The following is a 15,635-nucleotide window of genomic DNA, read 5'->3' as shown; positions in this document are numbered from 1 at the left end:
GTGGCTCCGACGTGATCGCGCTTCTATGATCGGGCGGGCCGTCGGGCCGATTTCGCGCATACTATCGCGGTCCGTCCCGTCAGGCGCCCACACGGAGCACGCATGAACCCGCAGCATGATGTCGCTTTACCTTCGTCGCAGTCGTCACCTTCCCCTTCACCTTCGCGCGATCTGTCGGGCTTGCTCGGCGCATTGCGCGCGAGCGCCGCGCAGCGCGACCGGGACGGCGGGCATGCGTCGCAGGAGAAACAATGGATCGCCGATGCCGGTCTGCTGACGATTGCCGTCCCGCAAGAATTCGGCGGACAGGGCGCGCCGTGGCCGGTCGTCTACGAGACGATCCGTCAGATTGCGAGCGTGGACAGCGCGCTTGCGCATCTGTTGGGCTTTCAGTGTTTGCAGATCGTCAGCGTAGATGTGTGGGGCAATCAGGCGCAACGCGAACGGTATCTGCGCGGCACCGTCGAGCGCAACTGGTGGTGGGGCAATGCGGTGAATCCGCTCGATACGCGTCTGATCGCGACTGCCACGGCCGAAAGCGGCGACGCTGCCGGCGGCTACCGGATCAGCGGCGTAAAGGGCTTTTGCTCGGGCACGCGCGGCTCGACGATGATGACGCTGTCCGCGCTGGACCCGGCGACGGGCAAACCGGTTGTCGCGGTCGTGCCGACGTCGCGCGAAGGCATTACCGTCAACGAAGACTGGGACCCGATCGGTCAACGGCAAACCGATAGCGGCAGCGTGTCGTTCAACAATGTGATCGTGATGGCGGACGAAGTGCTGCATCGTTCGGAAGTGCCGCCGACGCCGCATGCGACGTTGCGCACGCTGGTATCGCAACTGGTGCTGACCAATCTGTTCGTCGGAATTGCGCAGGGTGCGCTGGCCGAAGCACGCGAATACGTGACGAAGTATGGTCGGCCGTGGATCAGTTCCGGCGTCGAAAAAGCCACCGACGACCCGTATCTGCTCGCGCGTTTCGGCGAGATGCGGGTGCAGACGATCGCCGCCGAAGCGCTCGCCGACCGCGCCGCGCGGATGCTCGACGACGCATGGCGGCGCGGCGCGGCCGTGACCGGCGACGAACGCGCGCATGTCGCGCTGGCGGTGTCGGAGGCGAAGATTCTTGCCGCATCGCGCGGCGCTCGATATCGGCGAGAAACTGTTCGATGCGTGCGGCGCGCGTGCCACGCACGCACCGCTCGCGCTCGACCGCTTCTGGCGCAATGCGCGCGTGCATACGCTGCACGACCCGCTCGACTACCGGATTCGCGACGTCGGGCGCTACGCGCTGAACGGGACACTGCCGGAGTTTTCTTTGTACACTTGAGGCCGTTTGCGGCGCGCGGTCGCCGCATGTTCATCGATCTCAGGGGCTTCACGCTTGCCGTTCAAATTACCCACCACTGCCACAGCGCCGTTCTGCCCGTCCGAAGTACAGGGCTCGGTCGCCGTGCCGCAAGGCGTTTCGTTCTGGAAAAAAATCCTGCAATTCGCGGGTCCGGGACTGCTGATTTCGATCGGTTATATGGACCCGGGCAACTGGGCGACCGATATCGAAGCCGGCTCGCGCTACGGCTATAGTCTGCTGTTCGTCGTCGTGCTGTCGAGTCTCGCGGCGATGGCGCTGCAATGCCTGAGCATGCGGCTTGGCATCGTCACGAATCAGGATCTCGCGCAGTTGTCGCGGCAGCGCTACTCGCCGCTGGTCGCGAAAGGGCAGTGGCTGCTCGCCGAACTGTCGATCATTGCCTGCGATCTCGCCGAAGTGCTGGGCGGCGCGCTCGCGTTTCATTTGCTCTTCAAGTGTTCGCTGACGGTCGGCGTGATCCTGACCGCGTTCGATACGCTGATCGTGCTCGGCCTGAAGGGCAAGAATTTCCGCGATCTCGAAGCGATCATTCTCGCGTTGATCGCGACCATCGGCGTTGGGTACATCATCGAACTGGCGATGGTGAAGCCGCACTGGCCGTCGGTCGTGCAAGGGCTGATTCCGTCGTGGGAAACCTTGAGTTCGCGCGAACCGATGTACCTCGCGATCGGCATTCTCGGCGCGACCGTGATGCCGCATAACCTGTATCTGCATTCGTCGATCGTGCAGACGCGCGCGGTCAAGCGCGATCCGGCGAGCATCGCGCAGGCAATCGGTTATTCGCGGATCGATACGATCGTGTCGCTGGTGCTCGCGCTGCTGATCAACGCGGCCATCCTGATGCTTGCGGCCGCTGCGTTCCATGCAACCGGTCATCACGAAGTCACCGACATCGAACACGCGTATCAGTTGCTCGCGCCGATCGTCGGCACCGGTTTTGCCGCGGTACTGTTCGCGGTCACGCTTCTGGCGTCGGGGCAAAGCTCGACTTTCACCGGAACGGTGGCGGGGCAGGTGATCATGGAAGGCTTCCTGAAACTGAAGATTCCGTGCTGGCAGCGGCGCTTTATCACGCGTGCGCTGGCGTTGATTCCCGCGTTGATTGGCGTGCAGATGCTCGGCAACGGCGCGGTCGGAAAACTGCTCGTGGCGAGTCAGGTGGTGTTGAGCCTGCAATTGCCGTTCGCGCTGTATCCGCTGATCCGTATGACCAACGACCGCAAGCTGATGGGGCAATTCGTCAACCGCGTGCCGACGCGGATGCTCGCGTGGACGCTGTTCGTGCTGATCAGCGTGGCGAACCTGTGGCTGGTGGTGCAGACGTTTGGGGGAGCAGCCTGACAGGACGGGTCAGGCTGCGGACTTCGGAAGTGAAACGTGTGATGTGAAACCTGGGATGCGAAGCGGGAGGTGACCGACCTTCCGCTTTTTTTTCGCGTGGACCCGGACGGGCCGGCGCGATGCGTTGCGCGTACGACTGTGATGCGTGGGTTAAGCGGCTTTCGGCATCGCTTCTGCGGCGGCGTTCAGTTCCTGCTGCTTCGCAGCGGCCGCAGCCTTCTTGGTCTTGCCCGCACGCGACGGCGGCTGGCACGCGCCACACACCACGTTGTGCTGCAGATCATGCTTGTGCGCGACGAACTTGCCCGTGCAGCGGCAGCATTTCGTCATCTGAAGGATGTTGGCGTCGAAGAAACGCACCAGCGTCCATGCACGCGTCAGGTCGAGCACCGGTTCGGTGTCGCTGTGACGGCAGTGCTCCAGATACAGCCGGTAGCCCTTGGTCAGCGCGTCCAGATGCGAGCACTTCGCTTCGTTCTTCAGAAACAGGTACGTGTTGTAGAACAGCGATGCGTGGATGTTCGCGAGCCACGTCATGTACCAGTCCGCCGAAAACGGCAGCATGCCCTTGGGCGGCGAATTGCCCTTCACTTCGCGATACAGCCGGATCATCCGGTCGCGCGACAGCGTCAGCTCGCTTTCGAGCACCTGCATGCGTGCGCCGAGTTCGATCAGTGCGATTGCGCGAAACACTTCCTGCGCGTCTTCGGTGAGGCTGCGTTTGAGCATGGTCATCTCCGGGCGCGTCAGGCGAACTGCTCGGCCGGCTGGCCGGCAAGCAGGATGGCGGCGTGGGTCGGCGCCACATCTGCATTCTTGGCGCTTTGGGTCAACGCGGACAGCATCGCGTGATCGTTAAAGCGGAAGAAGCACAACAGCTGATCGGAGGCTGCGAGCTTGACGATCTGCGCGAGCGACAGCCCCGCCAGCAGGTCAGCCAGTTCCAGCGACAAACCCAGACGGAACATCCCGACCGGCTTGTCCTCACGCAGCATGCGCTGCGCGAGCATGATGTACGACAGATTGATTTCGCGGATTGAATCCAGCGTCTCGCTGCTACGGTCCATTTCTAAAGAATTCCGAAGCCCCGAATTACATGTCGGCTTTGTGCCGTTTATCTGTTATGCCTCGCCGACGCTTCACTTCTTCGGCGACAGGTCACGACCGGGTCAAGGCAGTGACTTACTACTTGCTACAGTGCGTTACATCTCGTAACACCTTGGAGCGAATTGTATGAACACCAGAATCGGAATGCAATGCCTTTCTCAAAAAAATTTATCAAAAAGCAACAGTCGAAATCGGTAATGTTTTCCTTCTCTGATTTGACTTCGAGAAAACCCTGTATCCGTTGTATGAAGAATTCTGTTAATTACCGTAAAGCATTGTCTGCAAAGGGTTTTAAGAATTGATATGGAGATATTAGTAAATCTTCCGACAATATTCAATTAGGACGACCGTCCTTCAATTTAAAACCGGTGAGCAAAACAGATGAGGTAATTAGTACTTATATGAAATGAAAACAGGGGCGCTAACGGATCGGCATGTTTGTAACGAAGTCGAGTTACAAATGGAAAGATAATTGTGACAAATCCGGCAAAAAGTACCGTGCATTTGTAACGAATTGAGGTCCTCACGGACGGCGGGAAGTGGGCGAGCCGGCGAATATTACAAAACCCGAAAATCGCGATAGGCGAACCGATGGGCGCGCCGACGGGCATCGGTTCACCGTCGGTCACGGTTGCAGGCAGCAATCATCCACAACGGCCCGTGAGTTTTGTAAAAAACGCCAGTCGCTAGAACCGCTAATTAAAACCCGCGTTTGTAATGCCCGTTGGTGTTACAGACGAAGCGCATCGGCGGCCTGTCGCAGTGCGGCGGCGGTCGCGGCGTCGGCGGGGAAGAACGCTTCAATCGCCAGTTCCGACAGCGTGACGTCGACCGGCGTGCCGAATACCGTCGTCGTACTGAAGAACGACAGCACGCCCGACGACGTTCGCACCCGCAGCGGAACGGCAACCTGCTCGGCGATCTGCGCGACGGTGTCGTCGGCGGTGGCGGCGCCTGGCGGCGCGGGATAGCCGGCCAGTTCGTCGCGCAAGGCGGCGAGCACCGGGTCGCCGCTGACGTCGATCTGACGTTGCAGCCGGTTGAGCACATGCGCGCGCCACGCGTGCCAGTTGACGATCGACGGCGCGACGCCGTCCGGATGCAGACTCAGCCGCAACGCGTTGACCGGCGCTTCGAGCAGCGCGCCGCTGACGCCCGCGGTCAGCACGCCCAACGCGCCATTCGTCGCGACAATATTCCAGTGACGGTCGATCGCGAGTGCCGGATACGGTTCGTGCCCTTTCAACACGAGGTTCACCGCATCGCGCGCGGCGGCGAGTTGCGGATCGGTCAGCGGGCGCTCGCGAAAAAGCGGTGCGTAACCGGCCGCGACCAGCAACGTGTTGCGTTCCCGCAGCGGCACGTCGAGACGTTCGGCGAGATGCATCACCATTTCCCGGCTCGGCAGCGCGCGGCCCGATTCGACGAAGCTCAGATGACGCGTCGAAATATCGGCTTCGGCAGCGAGCAGGAGTTGGCTCATCCGCCTTCGCTGACGCCACTCGCGCAGCAGATCGCCGACGCTGCGGCTGGCCGGTGGCATCTGCGGCGCGCCGGGACGGATCGGAGATGACAGTGTGCTCATGAAACGATGATAGCCAACCGCGTGGGCAAAACCATTACCTCACAGGTCAATATCCGCCCGCCGCCACGCGCCGAGCGCCGTTCTGACAACCGCCAACACCGCACGGATCACTAAGCGGTTTGATACCGCGCGTTACAGAAAATGCCCGGCTCGAAGCAGGCGAACGGACACCCGTGATACGCTTTTTGAAGTCCCCGCTTAAACCTTTCGGGGACCTTGATATGTAATGTTTCTGGAGGGTTGTATGACTTTCGATCATCGTAATTTTCGTGTTACCGCCGATGTCGTCGCGGACGATCTTGGCGTTCAGTGGCTGTGCCGTGCCGCGATCGAGCGTACGGATGGCGACATCGAAAAAGGCGCGCCCGAGGCCGTCGAATTGCTGATTCCGCGCGCGAAGATCGACCCGTTGATGGCGTTGAGTGCGCTCGAACATCGAGCACGCACCGACATCGACGCGTGGCACGCGCAAGGTCACGCGTAACGCTTAAAGCATCACGCGTGCTGCGCTTTCGCGCATCGCGTCGCCAGTCGTATCGATTCACACCGATCCGTCGATCCGCGCGCGGGGTTTTACCTCGCACGTAATCGACGTGCATCGCCGAATCTTCGAATCTTGACTCCAGGCCCGCAGCAAACGCCGTGTTTGCAATGCGTCGCGCCCGTGCACCCCGTGCAAGGAGTCAACGATGAATACGCATACCGAACCGATCGACCGCTACTTCGACGCGTGGAATGAAACCGACGCGGCGCGTCGTCGCGCGCTGATCGCGGCAACGTCGACGGCGAACGCCGTTTATTTCGATCCGCTGCTGGCGGGCGATGGCCACGACGGCATCGACGCGATGATCCGCGTGGTCCACGAACGTTTCCCGCATCACGTCTTTCGCCGCACGGTGACCGGCTTCGTCGACGACGCAGCCCACGCTGCGTGACCGCGCTTGCCACGACGCATTCGAGGAGCACAACATGGACAGCTTCGAACCGGTACAGTCGCTGACGCACGCGTTCAGAACGGCGCTGAAACGACCGCGCGATGCAGCCGGCGCGCGCCTCGCCACGCTCACGGCGATGATCGCGGGCTTCGCATTGCTGTCGGGCGCGCGCGGGTTCACGTTCGTCGCGCTGCTGACGCTCCGCGAGCCGGTGCTCGGCGGTGCCGGACTCGTGCTGCTGGGGTTCGCCGGGTGGCTTCGCTGGCTGTGTGCCGGCAAGCGGCGTGCGTCGCGGTGCGCGCGTCGCATCTGAAACGGTTGGTAAAAGAATAGCAACCGGATCGGTAATAAATCTATCCTGTCGATCGGCAACCGGGAACTGCAGCCACGCAGCCCGGTCTGCTGCTTATTCGTAATACAGGAGCTTATCCATGACGCGTCCCGTCGATTCCGGCGTTATTCTCATTGCACGTATCGCGCTTGCCGTGCTGTTCCTGTGGGGCGGCGTGATGAAACTGCTGGGCTACGCGGGTTTCGTCGGCTATCTTCAGTCGAAGGGCGTGCCGTTCGTGCAGGTCGCGGCACCGGTGGCCGCCGCCATCGAAACGCTGGGCGGACTGTTCCTGATTCTCGGCTTCCAGATCCGCCCGCTGGCTTTGTTGATGGCCGTGTACACGATCGCGACCGCCGTGCTCGGCCACGATTTCTGGAATGTCACCGATGCGAGCCTGCAGCGCGATATGGTCATCCATTTCTGGAAAAACGTTGGTATTGCCGGCGGTTTTCTGCTGCTGTTCGTGACGGGCGCGGGCCGTATCAGTATCGACGGCGCACGGGCGCCGCGAAGCGGCCTCGGTCTTTGAGCGGCGAAACGCGGGACGGTCGTCCGGGCCGGGCCCGCAGCTTGCTGGTGCCTTTCATGACCCGCAATCCGTCGCCATGCGCCGTTGGCACAACGGCGAACGGGACACTATCGAAGGGAGCGAACGATGATTGAGAGTTTCAAGCAGACCATCGGCGGCAACGCGATGGAGTTTTGCGCGAGCATCGGCGAGGGGCCGACGCCGCATCGCGTGATCATCAGCCGCGCCGATTCCGCCGAGACGCTCGTGATCCTCGATGCATCGGGACTGATCAGCACGATCAAGGCCGAGATCGAAGAGCCGGACAAGCTGCTGTCGGACGCGATCCGTAAAGCGCAGAGCGAAGGTCTGATCGAACGCGCGCTGGATACCGGCGCGATCCAGGAAACGTCGTTGTAGGCGGTTTCGCGGCGCGTCGCGGGACTGTGGCGAACGCGCGCCATTCGCGATCTTTAACGACGCTCACGAAGCCCACGCGCCCGCGATGCTCAACGCATCGTGGGCGTTGTTTTATCCGCGTCGGGCGCAGGCCGGGATTCGCGGCGATGCGCGTCGGGATGCACCAGCGCGCCGAGCACCACGCCCGTCGCGAGCAGTGTCGCCGAGACCATTGCCGCGATATGTAGACCGGCGACGACTTGCGCGCTTTCCGGGCGGCTGACGAGCGCGCCGAACACGGCCACGCCGACCGCGCCACCGGCCTGGCGCGCGGTGTTCAGCACCGCTGACGCCGTGCCCGCACGTTGCGGCTCGACGGACGCAAGAATCGCGGTCGTCATCGCGGGGACGGCGAGGCCCATGCCCGACGGAATCAGCAGGAACGGCAACAGCAACGCGGGCAACGGCGTCGCGCGGTCCACGAACGCGAGCGCCGTATAACCGATCCCGCCGATAACCGCGCCGACGATCATCGGCACACGCGCGCCGAAGCGCCCGACCACCCAGCCACTCGCGACGTTCGACACGAGGAAGCCGCCCGTCAACGGCAGAAACGCGAGACCGGCCTGCAACGGCGTGTAGCCGCGAACGTGTTGCAGATAAAGACTCAGCACGAACACCATGCCGTAGTAACTCAGGTTCACGCAGATGCCGAACAGCACGGCGGCGCTGAAGGTGCGCTTGCCGAACAGCGACAGCGGCAGCATCGGCGTTGCGACGCGCGATTCGACCGCAATGAACGCCATCGCGGCCAGCGCCGCGACGATCAGGCCGCCCGCGACCAGCGGATCGCCGATCCCGCGCGGACGGCCTTCGATCACCGCGCCGGTGAACGCGGTCAACGCGACGATGGCAAGCAATTGGCCGGGCAGGTCGAGGCCGCGTTGCCGGGCGGCGGGTGCGGAGGCGGGCGCTTTCGTCGCCGTTGCCGCCGTTGCCGGCGAAGACGCTGACGACGCCGACGCCGGTACCCACGCGAAGGTCGCGATCAGACCGGCGATGCAGATCGGCAGGTTGACCCAGAAGATGCTGCGCCAGCCGAAGGCCGCGATCAGTACGCCGCCGATCACCGGACCCGCCGCGATCGATACCGCGCCCGCCGCTGTCCACAACCCGACCGCGCGCGCACGCAGCTTCGGATCGTGTCCGCTCGCGCGATTGAGCAGCGCGAGCGAATTGGGCAGCATCGCGGCCGCGCCGACGCCTTGCACCGCGCGTCCGGTCACGAGCGTGGCGGCGTCGTTCGCAAGGCCGCAGCCGAGCGACGCGAGCGCGAACAGCCCGATGCCTGCGATAAACATCCGCCGCGCGCCGAAGCGGTCGCCGAGCACGCCCGCCGACAGCATCAGCACGGCGAACGCGAGCGTGTACGCGTCGACGATCCATTGCAGACCCGCGACGTTCGCGTGCAGATCCGCGCCGATCCGGGCGAGCGCGATATTGACGATGGTCACGTCGAGTTGCGTGACGACGAAGCCGACGCTGACCGTCGCGACGATCCGCGCGAGCGCGGGCGTGAAGGCGACGGTCGAAGCGGCCGAAGGAGAGGTGTCGACGGTTTTCATGGAAGACAGCGTACGGCGTTGTGCGCGTCCGATGGTTCGGGCATCCGTGAAGTGTCGATGTTACGCGCGGCAATGGGATGCGGCGTCACCATGAAAAACGGCGGCGTGTCCGTCAGGACAGGCCGCCGTTCAAAGGCGATGGCGCGGACGATCAGCGCATCAGCGCGTCGGCTTGTTCTTGATGAACAGCGCCGTCACCGCGCCGACTACGCACAGCGCGGCCACGTACAGCGAAGGCGCGGCCGGTTGCGACTTCATCATCAGCGACACGACGATCGGCGTGAGGCCGCCGAATATCGCGTAGGCGACGTTGTACGAGAACGAGATGCCCGAGAAACGCACGACCGCCGGGAACGCGTTGACCATCACGAACGGCACCGCGCCGATCACGCCGACGAAGAAACCGGCCAGCGCGTACATCGGCACCAGCGTCGAGGGATCGGCGGCGAGTTCGGTGAACATCGCGTAGTACGACACGGCCAGCGCCAGCGCGCCGACGATGATGGTCGGCTTCGCGCCGATCCGGCCCGCGACCGCGCCCGAAATCACGCAACCGATGGTCAGGCACAGCGTCGCGACGCAGTTCGCCAGCAGCGCGGTAGCCGGTGCAATGTGGAACTGCTTCTGCAGCAGCGTGGGCGTCATCAGGATCACCACGACGATTGCCGCCGACAGCATCCACGTCAGCAGCATCGACACCACGACGGCGCCGCCGTGATCGCGCAGCACGGCCTTCAGCGGAATTTCCGCGGCCAGCGACTTGCGCTGCTTCAGTTCGGCGAACACCGGCGTTTCATGCAGCCAGCGGCGCAGATACACCGAAAACAGCCCGAATACGCCGCCGAGCAGGAACGGGATGCGCCACGCGTAAGCAGCGATGTCCGAAGCCGGGAAATGATGATTCACCGCCGACGCGATCAGCGAGCCGAGCAGAATGCCGGCCGTCAGACCCGCCGTCAGCGTGCCGCATGCATAACCGACGTGACGCTGCGGTACGTGTTCCGACACGAATACCCACGCGCCCGGCACTTCACCGCCGACCGCCGCGCCTTGCAGCACGCGGAACAGCAGCAACAGCACCGGCGCGAGCATGCCGATGGTCGCGTAGGTGGGCAGCAGGCCCATCATCAGCGTCGGGACGGACATCAGCAGCACGCTCAGCGTGAACATGCGCTTGCGGCCGAGCAGGTCGCCGAAGTGCGCCATGATGATGCCGCCGAGCGGGCGCGCCAGGTAGCCTGCCGCGAAGATGCCGAAAGTCTGCAACTGGCGCAGCCAGTCGGGAATCGCGGCCGGGAAGAACAGCTGGCCGATCACCGGCGCAAAAAACACGAAGATGATGAAGTCGTAGAACTCCAGCGCGCCGCCGAGCGCGGCCAGGCCGAGGGTTTTGTAGTCGCTGCGTCCCAATGGACGCGGGGTGACAGCCGTTGCTCCACCCAGATTTGTAGCTTGCATTGGTGCTGTTCAGTTTGATGATTAAGCCGCGCGCGAGGGCGCGGAATGCGGCGGTCGTCTGCGAGAAGTGTGGGAAGCGCCGGGTAGAGCACGGAACACGAGCACGCCCGCCGGGATAAGGCGCGCGTGATGACGACTGGGACCAACCCGCCATTTTACAGGATCGAAAGCCGACTTCCCCGGAAGTGCTTAATTCGATTGAGTAAGTTGGCAAATTCGGGGCGAAGATCTGGCTGTAGGAGGCGCGGGCGATTGCCGCAAAACCATGCGGATTTATCGATGTGCGACGTAGGAAAAAAGAGCATCGGCGCAGGAATGAGAGAGATGGTCAATAGGACTGAATGCAAGTGAGGCAAATTAGGACTGTTCCTATGTGCCGCAACCGGGGCGCCTCACAGAATTCGGTCCGAACCATCTGTTTGAGAGTATTTCTCCATGCGTATTGCCATTCTTCAGCGGGACCCGGTCCAGCGTCAGTTGATCGAGTTGATCCTGTCGCAAGCCGGTCATAGCTGCCTCACATACGACGACGGCCTCACCATGTCGAAGGCGCTCGCCCGCTCGACGGTGGACATGCTCGTGCTCGACTGGTACGGCATGCGCCTGTCCGGTTACGACGTGCTGAAGTCGATCCGCGCGGTGGCCGGCGACCAGATGCCGGTGTTGTTCGCGTCCGAAGACAGTTCGGAAGAAAGCGCGGTGCGCGCGTTCACGGGCGGCGCCGACGACTACGTGAACCTGCCTGTGCGCCCGGTTGAATTCCGCGAACGTGTGTCGGCGTTGTTGCGCCGCGCGTATCCGGACCGGCACGGCATGGGCAGTTTCGACGTCGGTCCGTACCATTTCGATTCGCAGCGTCAGCTCGTGATGCTGCGCGGCGAACCGGTCCAACTTTCGGGTACGCAGTACCGGCTGGCGTCGCTGTTCTTTTCCAATATCGGGCGGGTGTTGTCGCGCGATCATATCTTCGCGATGGTTTGGGGCCGCGAGTTCCGCGAGTTCACGCGCACCATCGACAGTCACGTGTCGCGTCTGCGTCTGCTGCTCGACATCGATGCCGACAACGGCTTCCGTTTGCAGCCGGTGTACAAGAGCGGCTATCGGCTGCTCGAACTGAGCAAGCGCGAGACCGACGCGCGCCGGTTACTGGCGGCGGTCGCGTAACGCTGTCGTCGACGTACCGCCCGCGTAGGCGGTGAATCGAAAAAAGGGCTTTGAGCCGGATGCTTCCGCTCAAGGCCCTTTCTGTTTTTCCGGCCGCGACATCGCGATGTCGCGGTCACGCCCTCAAACCGATGGCAATACCGGACGCGTTTCCAGTGCGCGGCGGATCAGCGCTTCGACCGATTTGCGTTCGTCGCCGGCCAGCGGAAGGCGCGGCGGCCGAACCGGTTCGGTGCCGAGCCCGACCATCGCTTCGGCCAGCTTGATGTTCTGCACCAGCTTCGGCGACACGTCGAGCGCGAGCAACGGCGCGAACCAGCGGTAGATCGCGCGCGCTTCTTCGAGCCGTCCCGCTTTCAGCAGCCGGTAGATCGCCACGGTTTCCTTCGGGAACGCGCAGACCAGACCCGCCACCCAGCCGTGCGCGCCCATCAGGATCGCTTCCATCGCCAGATTGTCCACACCGCACAGGATCGCGAAGCGGTCGCCGACCGCGTTGATCAGGTCGGTGACGCGCCGCACGTCGCCGCACGATTCCTTGATCGCGACGATCTTCGGTTCGTCGGCGATTTCCGCGAACATGTCCGGCGTCATGTCCACGCCATACGCGAGCGGATTGTTGTAGATCATCAGCGGCAACGGGCTGGCACCGGCCACCATGCGGAAGTGATGCAGCGTTTCGCGACGGTCCGACAGATAACGCAAACCCGGCAACACCATGTAGCCAGCCGCGCCGCGTTTCGCCGCGGCTTCGACCTGACGGCAGGCGTCGAGCGTGCTGTTTTCCGCGATCGTCAGCAACACCGGCACGCGGCCGTTCGACGCGTCGACGGCGATATCGAGCACGTCGAGTTTTTCGTCGAGCGACAACGTCGATGCTTCGCCGAGCGAGCCGCAGACGATGATGCCGTCCACGCCCGCGTCGATTTGCGCGTCGATATTCTGTTTCGTGGACGCCCGGTCTATGCTGAAATCCGCATTGAACTTGGTCGTGACCGCCGGCAATACGCCTTCCCAGATATGTGCCACGCTTGGCTCTCCTGATAGTGATGATCGAGCACAGTCTACGTAGCGGAAAATCATCCGTCTTGCGCGAATCGAACATCAACCGCGACGATTTCGGCACAATGCGCGGTCGCGCGAATCACCCCGCACTATGCTGAAATCGTCGTAATCGGCGCTGAACGCCGTCAAGACTCGCGGGCGCGCCGTTTCTACCATGAGGGCATGAAAACCCTCACTGTGATCGACTCGCACACCGGCGGTGAACCGACCCGCCTCGTGATCTCCGGCGGCCCGGATCTCGGCGGCGGCACGCTCGCGCAACGGCGCGACGCGTTCCGCGACCACTTCGACGCGTGGCGCGCGGGCATCGTCACCGAACCGCGCGGCTCGGACGTCGTGGTCGGTGCGCTGTTGTGCGAGCCGGATCAGCCGGACTGCGCGGCCGGCGTGATCTTCTTCAATAACGTCGGCTACCTCGGCATGTGCGGTCACGGCACGATCGGACTGATCGTGTCGCTCGCGCACCTGGGGCGGATCGGCGTGGGACGTCATCGGATCGACACGCCGGTCGGCATCGTCGAAGCCACGCTGAACGACGACGGCAGCGTGTCGGTGCAAAACGTGCCCGCCTGTCGCTACCGTAAAGACGTGACCGTGGACGTGCCCGGATACGGCGCGCTGACCGGCGATATCGGCTATGGCGGCAACTGGTTTTTCCTCGTCGCGGAACACGGCCGTGCGCTCGAACCGTCGCATATCGCCGATCTGACCGCGTTTGCCGACGCGATCCGCGACGCGTTGATCTCGCAGCACATCACCGGCGCGGACGGCGCGCTGATCGATCACATCGAACTGTTCGCGCCCAGCCCGCGCGACGGCATCGACTCGCGCAACTTCGTGCTATGTCCCGGCAGCGCGTACGACCGCTCGCCGTGTGGCACCGGTACCAGCGCGAAGGTCGCGTGCCTCGCCGCCGACGGCAAACTCGCGGAAGGCGCGATCTGGCGACAGGAAAGCATCATCGGCAGCGTGTTCGAAGCGAGTTACCGTCGCGGCGAAGGCGCGGCGCAGTCCGTCGACAGCGTGATTCCGACCATCACGGGCCGCGCGCACATCATGGCCGAAGCGCGCTTGTGCTTCGACGACAGCGATCCGTTCGCGTGGGGCATCCGCACGGTATGAGCCACGGTATGAGCGCATGAATAGCGACGCGTTGATCGTCGGCGCGGGCATCGTCGGTGCAGCGTGCGCGGCGGAACTGGCGGCGCGCGGAATGCGGGTCGCGGTGCTCGACGCGCAGGCGGCATCGGCGGCGGCGCGACCGCCGCGGGCATGGGTCATATCGTCGTGATGAACGACTCGCCGGCCGAGCTTGCGTTGAGCCGCTACTCGCGCGCGTTGTGGCTCGAACTCGCGCCGCAACTTCGCGCGCGCGACGCGTTCGTGCGTTGCGGCACGCTCTGGATCGCCACCGACGACGAAGAATGTGCGGCCGCCCGCGCGATGCAGCAAGGTTTCGCCGCGCAGGATATCGCGTCGGAATGGCTCGATGCGTCCGCGTTGCGGGAATGCGAACCGATGCTCGCGCCGTCGATGGCGGGCGGCTTGCGCGTCGAACACGACAGCATCGTCTACGCGCCCGCGGCCGCCGAATGGCTGTTGCGCCACTCGCCGCATGCTGCGCGAATCCACGTGCAACACGGCGCGCGCGTGGTCGCGATCGATGCGCACGGCGTGCGGCTGTCGAACGGCACGCGGGTCGATGCGGCACACGTGATCGTCGCGAACGGACTGGACGCGCAGACGCTGGTGCCCTGGCTGCCGCTGCGGCCGAAGAAAGGCCACCTGTTGATCACCGATCGTTATCCGGGGCTGATCCGTCATCAGTTGCTGGAGTTGGGCTATATCAAGAGCGCGCACCACGCGACGGGCACCTCGGTCGCGTTCAATGCGCAGCCGCGTCCGACCGGGCAATTGCTGATCGGCTCGTCGCGGCAATTCGATACCACTGATCCGGCCGTCGATATGCCGGTGCTCGCGCAGATGTTGCAGCGCGCGGCGCGTTATCTGCCCGCGTTGCCGTCGTTGAACGCGATTCGCGCATGGACCGGATTTCGCGCGGCGTCGCCTGACGGCATGCCGTTGATCGGTCCCGCGGACGACGCGACGCATCCAGTGTGGATTGCCGCCGGACACGAAGGACTCGGCGTGACGACTTCGCTCGCGACCGCGAAATTGCTGGCGGCGCAGATTGTCGGCGAGACGCCGTTACTCGATATCGCGCCGTATTTGCCGCAGCGCTTCCGGTGAGCGCGTGCGCCGTCTTCCCATTCAACGATCATGCAACGACCTTCCGCCGACAATGTGAATCCCCATCTCCTTCACCTGACCATCGACGGCACGCGTGTGGCCGTGACGCCGGGCACGACCGTCGCGGGCGCGCTGGCCGCGAGTGCGCAGGCGGACGCAAGTAAATTGCGCGCGACCCGCACGTCCGTCAGCGGGATGCCACGCGCCGCGTTGTGCGGGATGGGCGTGTGTCAGGAGTGTCGCGTGACGATCGACGGACGTCGGCATGTGCTGGCCTGTCAGACACTCTGTCGCGACGGCCAGTCGGTAGAAACCACGGGGCCGCGATGATCTATCGCTACGACGTCGTCGTGATCGGCGCAGGTCCGGCGGGTTTGCACGCGGCGTGGGCGGCCGCGCGACACGGCGCTCGCGTCGCGATTCTCGACGACAATCCGCGCGCAGGCGGCCAGATCTGGCGGCACGGTCCCGCGCATCCACCGTCGAACGCGT

Annotated in this window: 15 protein-coding genes and 3 pseudogenes; 12 read left to right on the top strand and 6 right to left on the bottom strand. The window is 63.7% G+C overall.

Annotated elements, in window-relative coordinates; all coding sequences use genetic code 11:
* The first annotated feature begins 102 nt into the window (after positions 1 to 102).
* Positions 103 to 1,330 (top strand): annotated as a pseudogene (locus PW947_RS04185) (acyl-CoA dehydrogenase family protein).
* Between the two features lie 54 nt (positions 1,331 to 1,384).
* Positions 1,385 to 2,713, top strand: a complete 1,329-nt coding sequence (locus PW947_RS04180; RefSeq protein WP_299629814.1) for an Nramp family divalent metal transporter — start codon at positions 1,385 to 1,387, stop codon at positions 2,711 to 2,713.
* 150 nt (positions 2,714 to 2,863) lie between these two features.
* On the opposite strand, the gene flhC is transcribed toward PW947_RS04180, so the two are convergent.
* The 3 genes from flhC to PW947_RS04165 all read right to left on the bottom strand — a co-directional run bounded on the left by flhC (position 2,864) and on the right by PW947_RS04165 (position 5,405).
* Complete coding sequence (gene flhC / locus PW947_RS04175; RefSeq protein ID WP_299629813.1) at positions 2,864 to 3,442, bottom strand: flagellar transcriptional regulator FlhC; 579 nt, start codon at positions 3,440 to 3,442, stop codon at positions 2,864 to 2,866.
* Between the two features lie 17 nt (positions 3,443 to 3,459).
* Positions 3,460 to 3,780, bottom strand: coding sequence for a flagellar transcriptional regulator FlhD (flhD, locus tag PW947_RS04170; RefSeq protein ID WP_299629229.1), 321 nt, complete (start codon positions 3,778 to 3,780; stop codon positions 3,460 to 3,462).
* A 770-nt stretch (positions 3,781 to 4,550) separates the two neighbouring features.
* Positions 4,551 to 5,405 carry a helix-turn-helix transcriptional regulator gene (locus PW947_RS04165; RefSeq protein ID WP_299629812.1) on the bottom strand — a complete coding sequence of 285 codons (855 nt, stop codon included), beginning with the start codon at positions 5,403 to 5,405 and terminating at the stop codon, positions 4,551 to 4,553.
* 244 nt (positions 5,406 to 5,649) lie between these two features.
* Here PW947_RS04165 and PW947_RS04160 point away from each other — a divergent pair, with 244 nt between their 5' ends.
* The 5 genes and pseudogenes from PW947_RS04160 to PW947_RS04140 all read left to right on the top strand — a co-directional run bounded on the left by PW947_RS04160 (position 5,650) and on the right by PW947_RS04140 (position 7,602).
* Entirely contained in the window at positions 5,650 to 5,889 is a 240-nt protein-coding gene (locus PW947_RS04160; RefSeq protein WP_299629811.1) for a hypothetical protein, read from the top strand.
* Between the two features lie 205 nt (positions 5,890 to 6,094).
* A pseudogene (locus PW947_RS04155) lies at positions 6,095 to 6,313 on the top strand (nuclear transport factor 2 family protein); the annotation flags it as partial.
* Positions 6,314 to 6,374: 61 nt separating this feature from the next.
* On the top strand, positions 6,375 to 6,653 hold the full coding sequence (locus PW947_RS04150; protein ID WP_299629810.1) for a hypothetical protein: 279 nt from the start codon (positions 6,375 to 6,377) through the stop codon (positions 6,651 to 6,653).
* Between the two features lie 118 nt (positions 6,654 to 6,771).
* The gene (locus PW947_RS04145) at positions 6,772 to 7,203 is read left to right on the top strand and encodes a DoxX family protein (protein WP_299629809.1); all 432 of its coding nucleotides are present in this window, start codon (positions 6,772 to 6,774) and stop codon (positions 7,201 to 7,203) included.
* A 126-nt stretch (positions 7,204 to 7,329) separates the two neighbouring features.
* The gene (locus PW947_RS04140; protein WP_299629808.1) at positions 7,330 to 7,602 is read left to right on the top strand and encodes a hypothetical protein; all 273 of its coding nucleotides are present in this window, start codon (positions 7,330 to 7,332) and stop codon (positions 7,600 to 7,602) included.
* Positions 7,603 to 7,691: 89 nt separating this feature from the next.
* Here PW947_RS04140 and PW947_RS04135 read toward each other — a convergent pair whose 3' ends face one another.
* Both PW947_RS04135 and PW947_RS04130 read right to left on the bottom strand, forming a co-directional pair.
* The gene (locus tag PW947_RS04135) at positions 7,692 to 9,206 is read right to left on the bottom strand and encodes an MFS transporter (RefSeq protein WP_299629807.1); all 1,515 of its coding nucleotides are present in this window, start codon (positions 9,204 to 9,206) and stop codon (positions 7,692 to 7,694) included.
* Positions 9,207 to 9,365: 159 nt separating this feature from the next.
* Positions 9,366 to 10,664 carry an MFS transporter gene (locus PW947_RS04130; RefSeq protein ID WP_299629806.1) on the bottom strand — a complete coding sequence of 433 codons (1,299 nt, stop codon included), beginning with the start codon at positions 10,662 to 10,664 and terminating at the stop codon, positions 9,366 to 9,368.
* A gap of 435 nt (positions 10,665 to 11,099) precedes the next feature.
* Between PW947_RS04130 and PW947_RS04125 the strand changes: the two genes are divergently transcribed.
* Positions 11,100 to 11,828, top strand: a complete 729-nt coding sequence (locus tag PW947_RS04125; RefSeq protein WP_299629805.1) for a response regulator transcription factor — start codon at positions 11,100 to 11,102, stop codon at positions 11,826 to 11,828.
* Between the two features lie 123 nt (positions 11,829 to 11,951).
* Here the strand turns inward: PW947_RS04125 and PW947_RS04120 are convergent, their stop codons facing one another.
* On the bottom strand, positions 11,952 to 12,857 hold the full coding sequence (locus tag PW947_RS04120; RefSeq protein WP_299629804.1) for a dihydrodipicolinate synthase family protein: 906 nt from the start codon (positions 12,855 to 12,857) through the stop codon (positions 11,952 to 11,954).
* Positions 12,858 to 13,055: 198 nt separating this feature from the next.
* On the opposite strand from PW947_RS04120, the gene PW947_RS04115 reads away from it, so the two are divergent.
* From PW947_RS04115 to PW947_RS04100, 4 genes and pseudogenes are all read left to right on the top strand, one after another.
* A complete protein-coding gene (locus PW947_RS04115; RefSeq protein WP_299629803.1) occupies positions 13,056 to 14,015 on the top strand; it encodes a 4-hydroxyproline epimerase in 960 nt (319 codons plus the stop codon).
* A gap of 16 nt (positions 14,016 to 14,031) precedes the next feature.
* Positions 14,032 to 15,143 (top strand): annotated as a pseudogene (locus tag PW947_RS04110) (FAD-binding oxidoreductase).
* Positions 15,144 to 15,173: 30 nt separating this feature from the next.
* Positions 15,174 to 15,473 (top strand): 2Fe-2S iron-sulfur cluster-binding protein, encoded by a 300-nt coding sequence (locus PW947_RS04105; RefSeq protein ID WP_299629802.1) that lies wholly within the window; start codon positions 15,174 to 15,176, stop codon positions 15,471 to 15,473.
* On the top strand, positions 15,470 to 15,635 hold a 166-nt coding region (locus tag PW947_RS04100; RefSeq protein WP_299630568.1), incomplete at its 3' end, for an FAD-dependent oxidoreductase. The genes PW947_RS04105 and PW947_RS04100, both read left to right, overlap by 4 nt.

It is taken from the genome of Paraburkholderia sp., from assembly GCF_028283785.1.
Classification (GTDB): domain Bacteria; phylum Pseudomonadota; class Gammaproteobacteria; order Burkholderiales; family Burkholderiaceae; genus Paraburkholderia.
Note: the sequence above shows the minus strand (reverse complement) of the source record. Positions and strands in the feature narration are given on the sequence as shown.

Coding starts and splice junctions, on each gene's coding strand:
- flhC (WP_299629813.1), bottom strand. CDS start 3,442: ATGCTCAAACGCAGCCTCACCGAAGACGCGCAGGAAGTGTTTCGCGCA.
- flhD (WP_299629229.1), bottom strand. CDS start 3,780: ATGGACCGTAGCAGCGAGACGCTGGATTCAATCCGCGAAATCAATCTG.
- PW947_RS04165 (WP_299629812.1), bottom strand. CDS start 5,405: ATGAGCACACTGTCATCTCCGATCCGTCCCGGCGCGCCGCAGATGCCA.
- PW947_RS04160 (WP_299629811.1), top strand. CDS start 5,650: ATGACTTTCGATCATCGTAATTTTCGTGTTACCGCCGATGTCGTCGCG.
- PW947_RS04150 (WP_299629810.1), top strand. CDS start 6,375: ATGGACAGCTTCGAACCGGTACAGTCGCTGACGCACGCGTTCAGAACG.
- PW947_RS04145 (WP_299629809.1), top strand. CDS start 6,772: ATGACGCGTCCCGTCGATTCCGGCGTTATTCTCATTGCACGTATCGCG.
- PW947_RS04140 (WP_299629808.1), top strand. CDS start 7,330: ATGATTGAGAGTTTCAAGCAGACCATCGGCGGCAACGCGATGGAGTTT.
- PW947_RS04135 (WP_299629807.1), bottom strand. CDS start 9,206: ATGAAAACCGTCGACACCTCTCCTTCGGCCGCTTCGACCGTCGCCTTC.
- PW947_RS04130 (WP_299629806.1), bottom strand. CDS start 10,664: ATGCAAGCTACAAATCTGGGTGGAGCAACGGCTGTCACCCCGCGTCCA.
- PW947_RS04125 (WP_299629805.1), top strand. CDS start 11,100: ATGCGTATTGCCATTCTTCAGCGGGACCCGGTCCAGCGTCAGTTGATC.
- PW947_RS04115 (WP_299629803.1), top strand. CDS start 13,056: ATGAAAACCCTCACTGTGATCGACTCGCACACCGGCGGTGAACCGACC.
- PW947_RS04105 (WP_299629802.1), top strand. CDS start 15,174: ATGCAACGACCTTCCGCCGACAATGTGAATCCCCATCTCCTTCACCTG.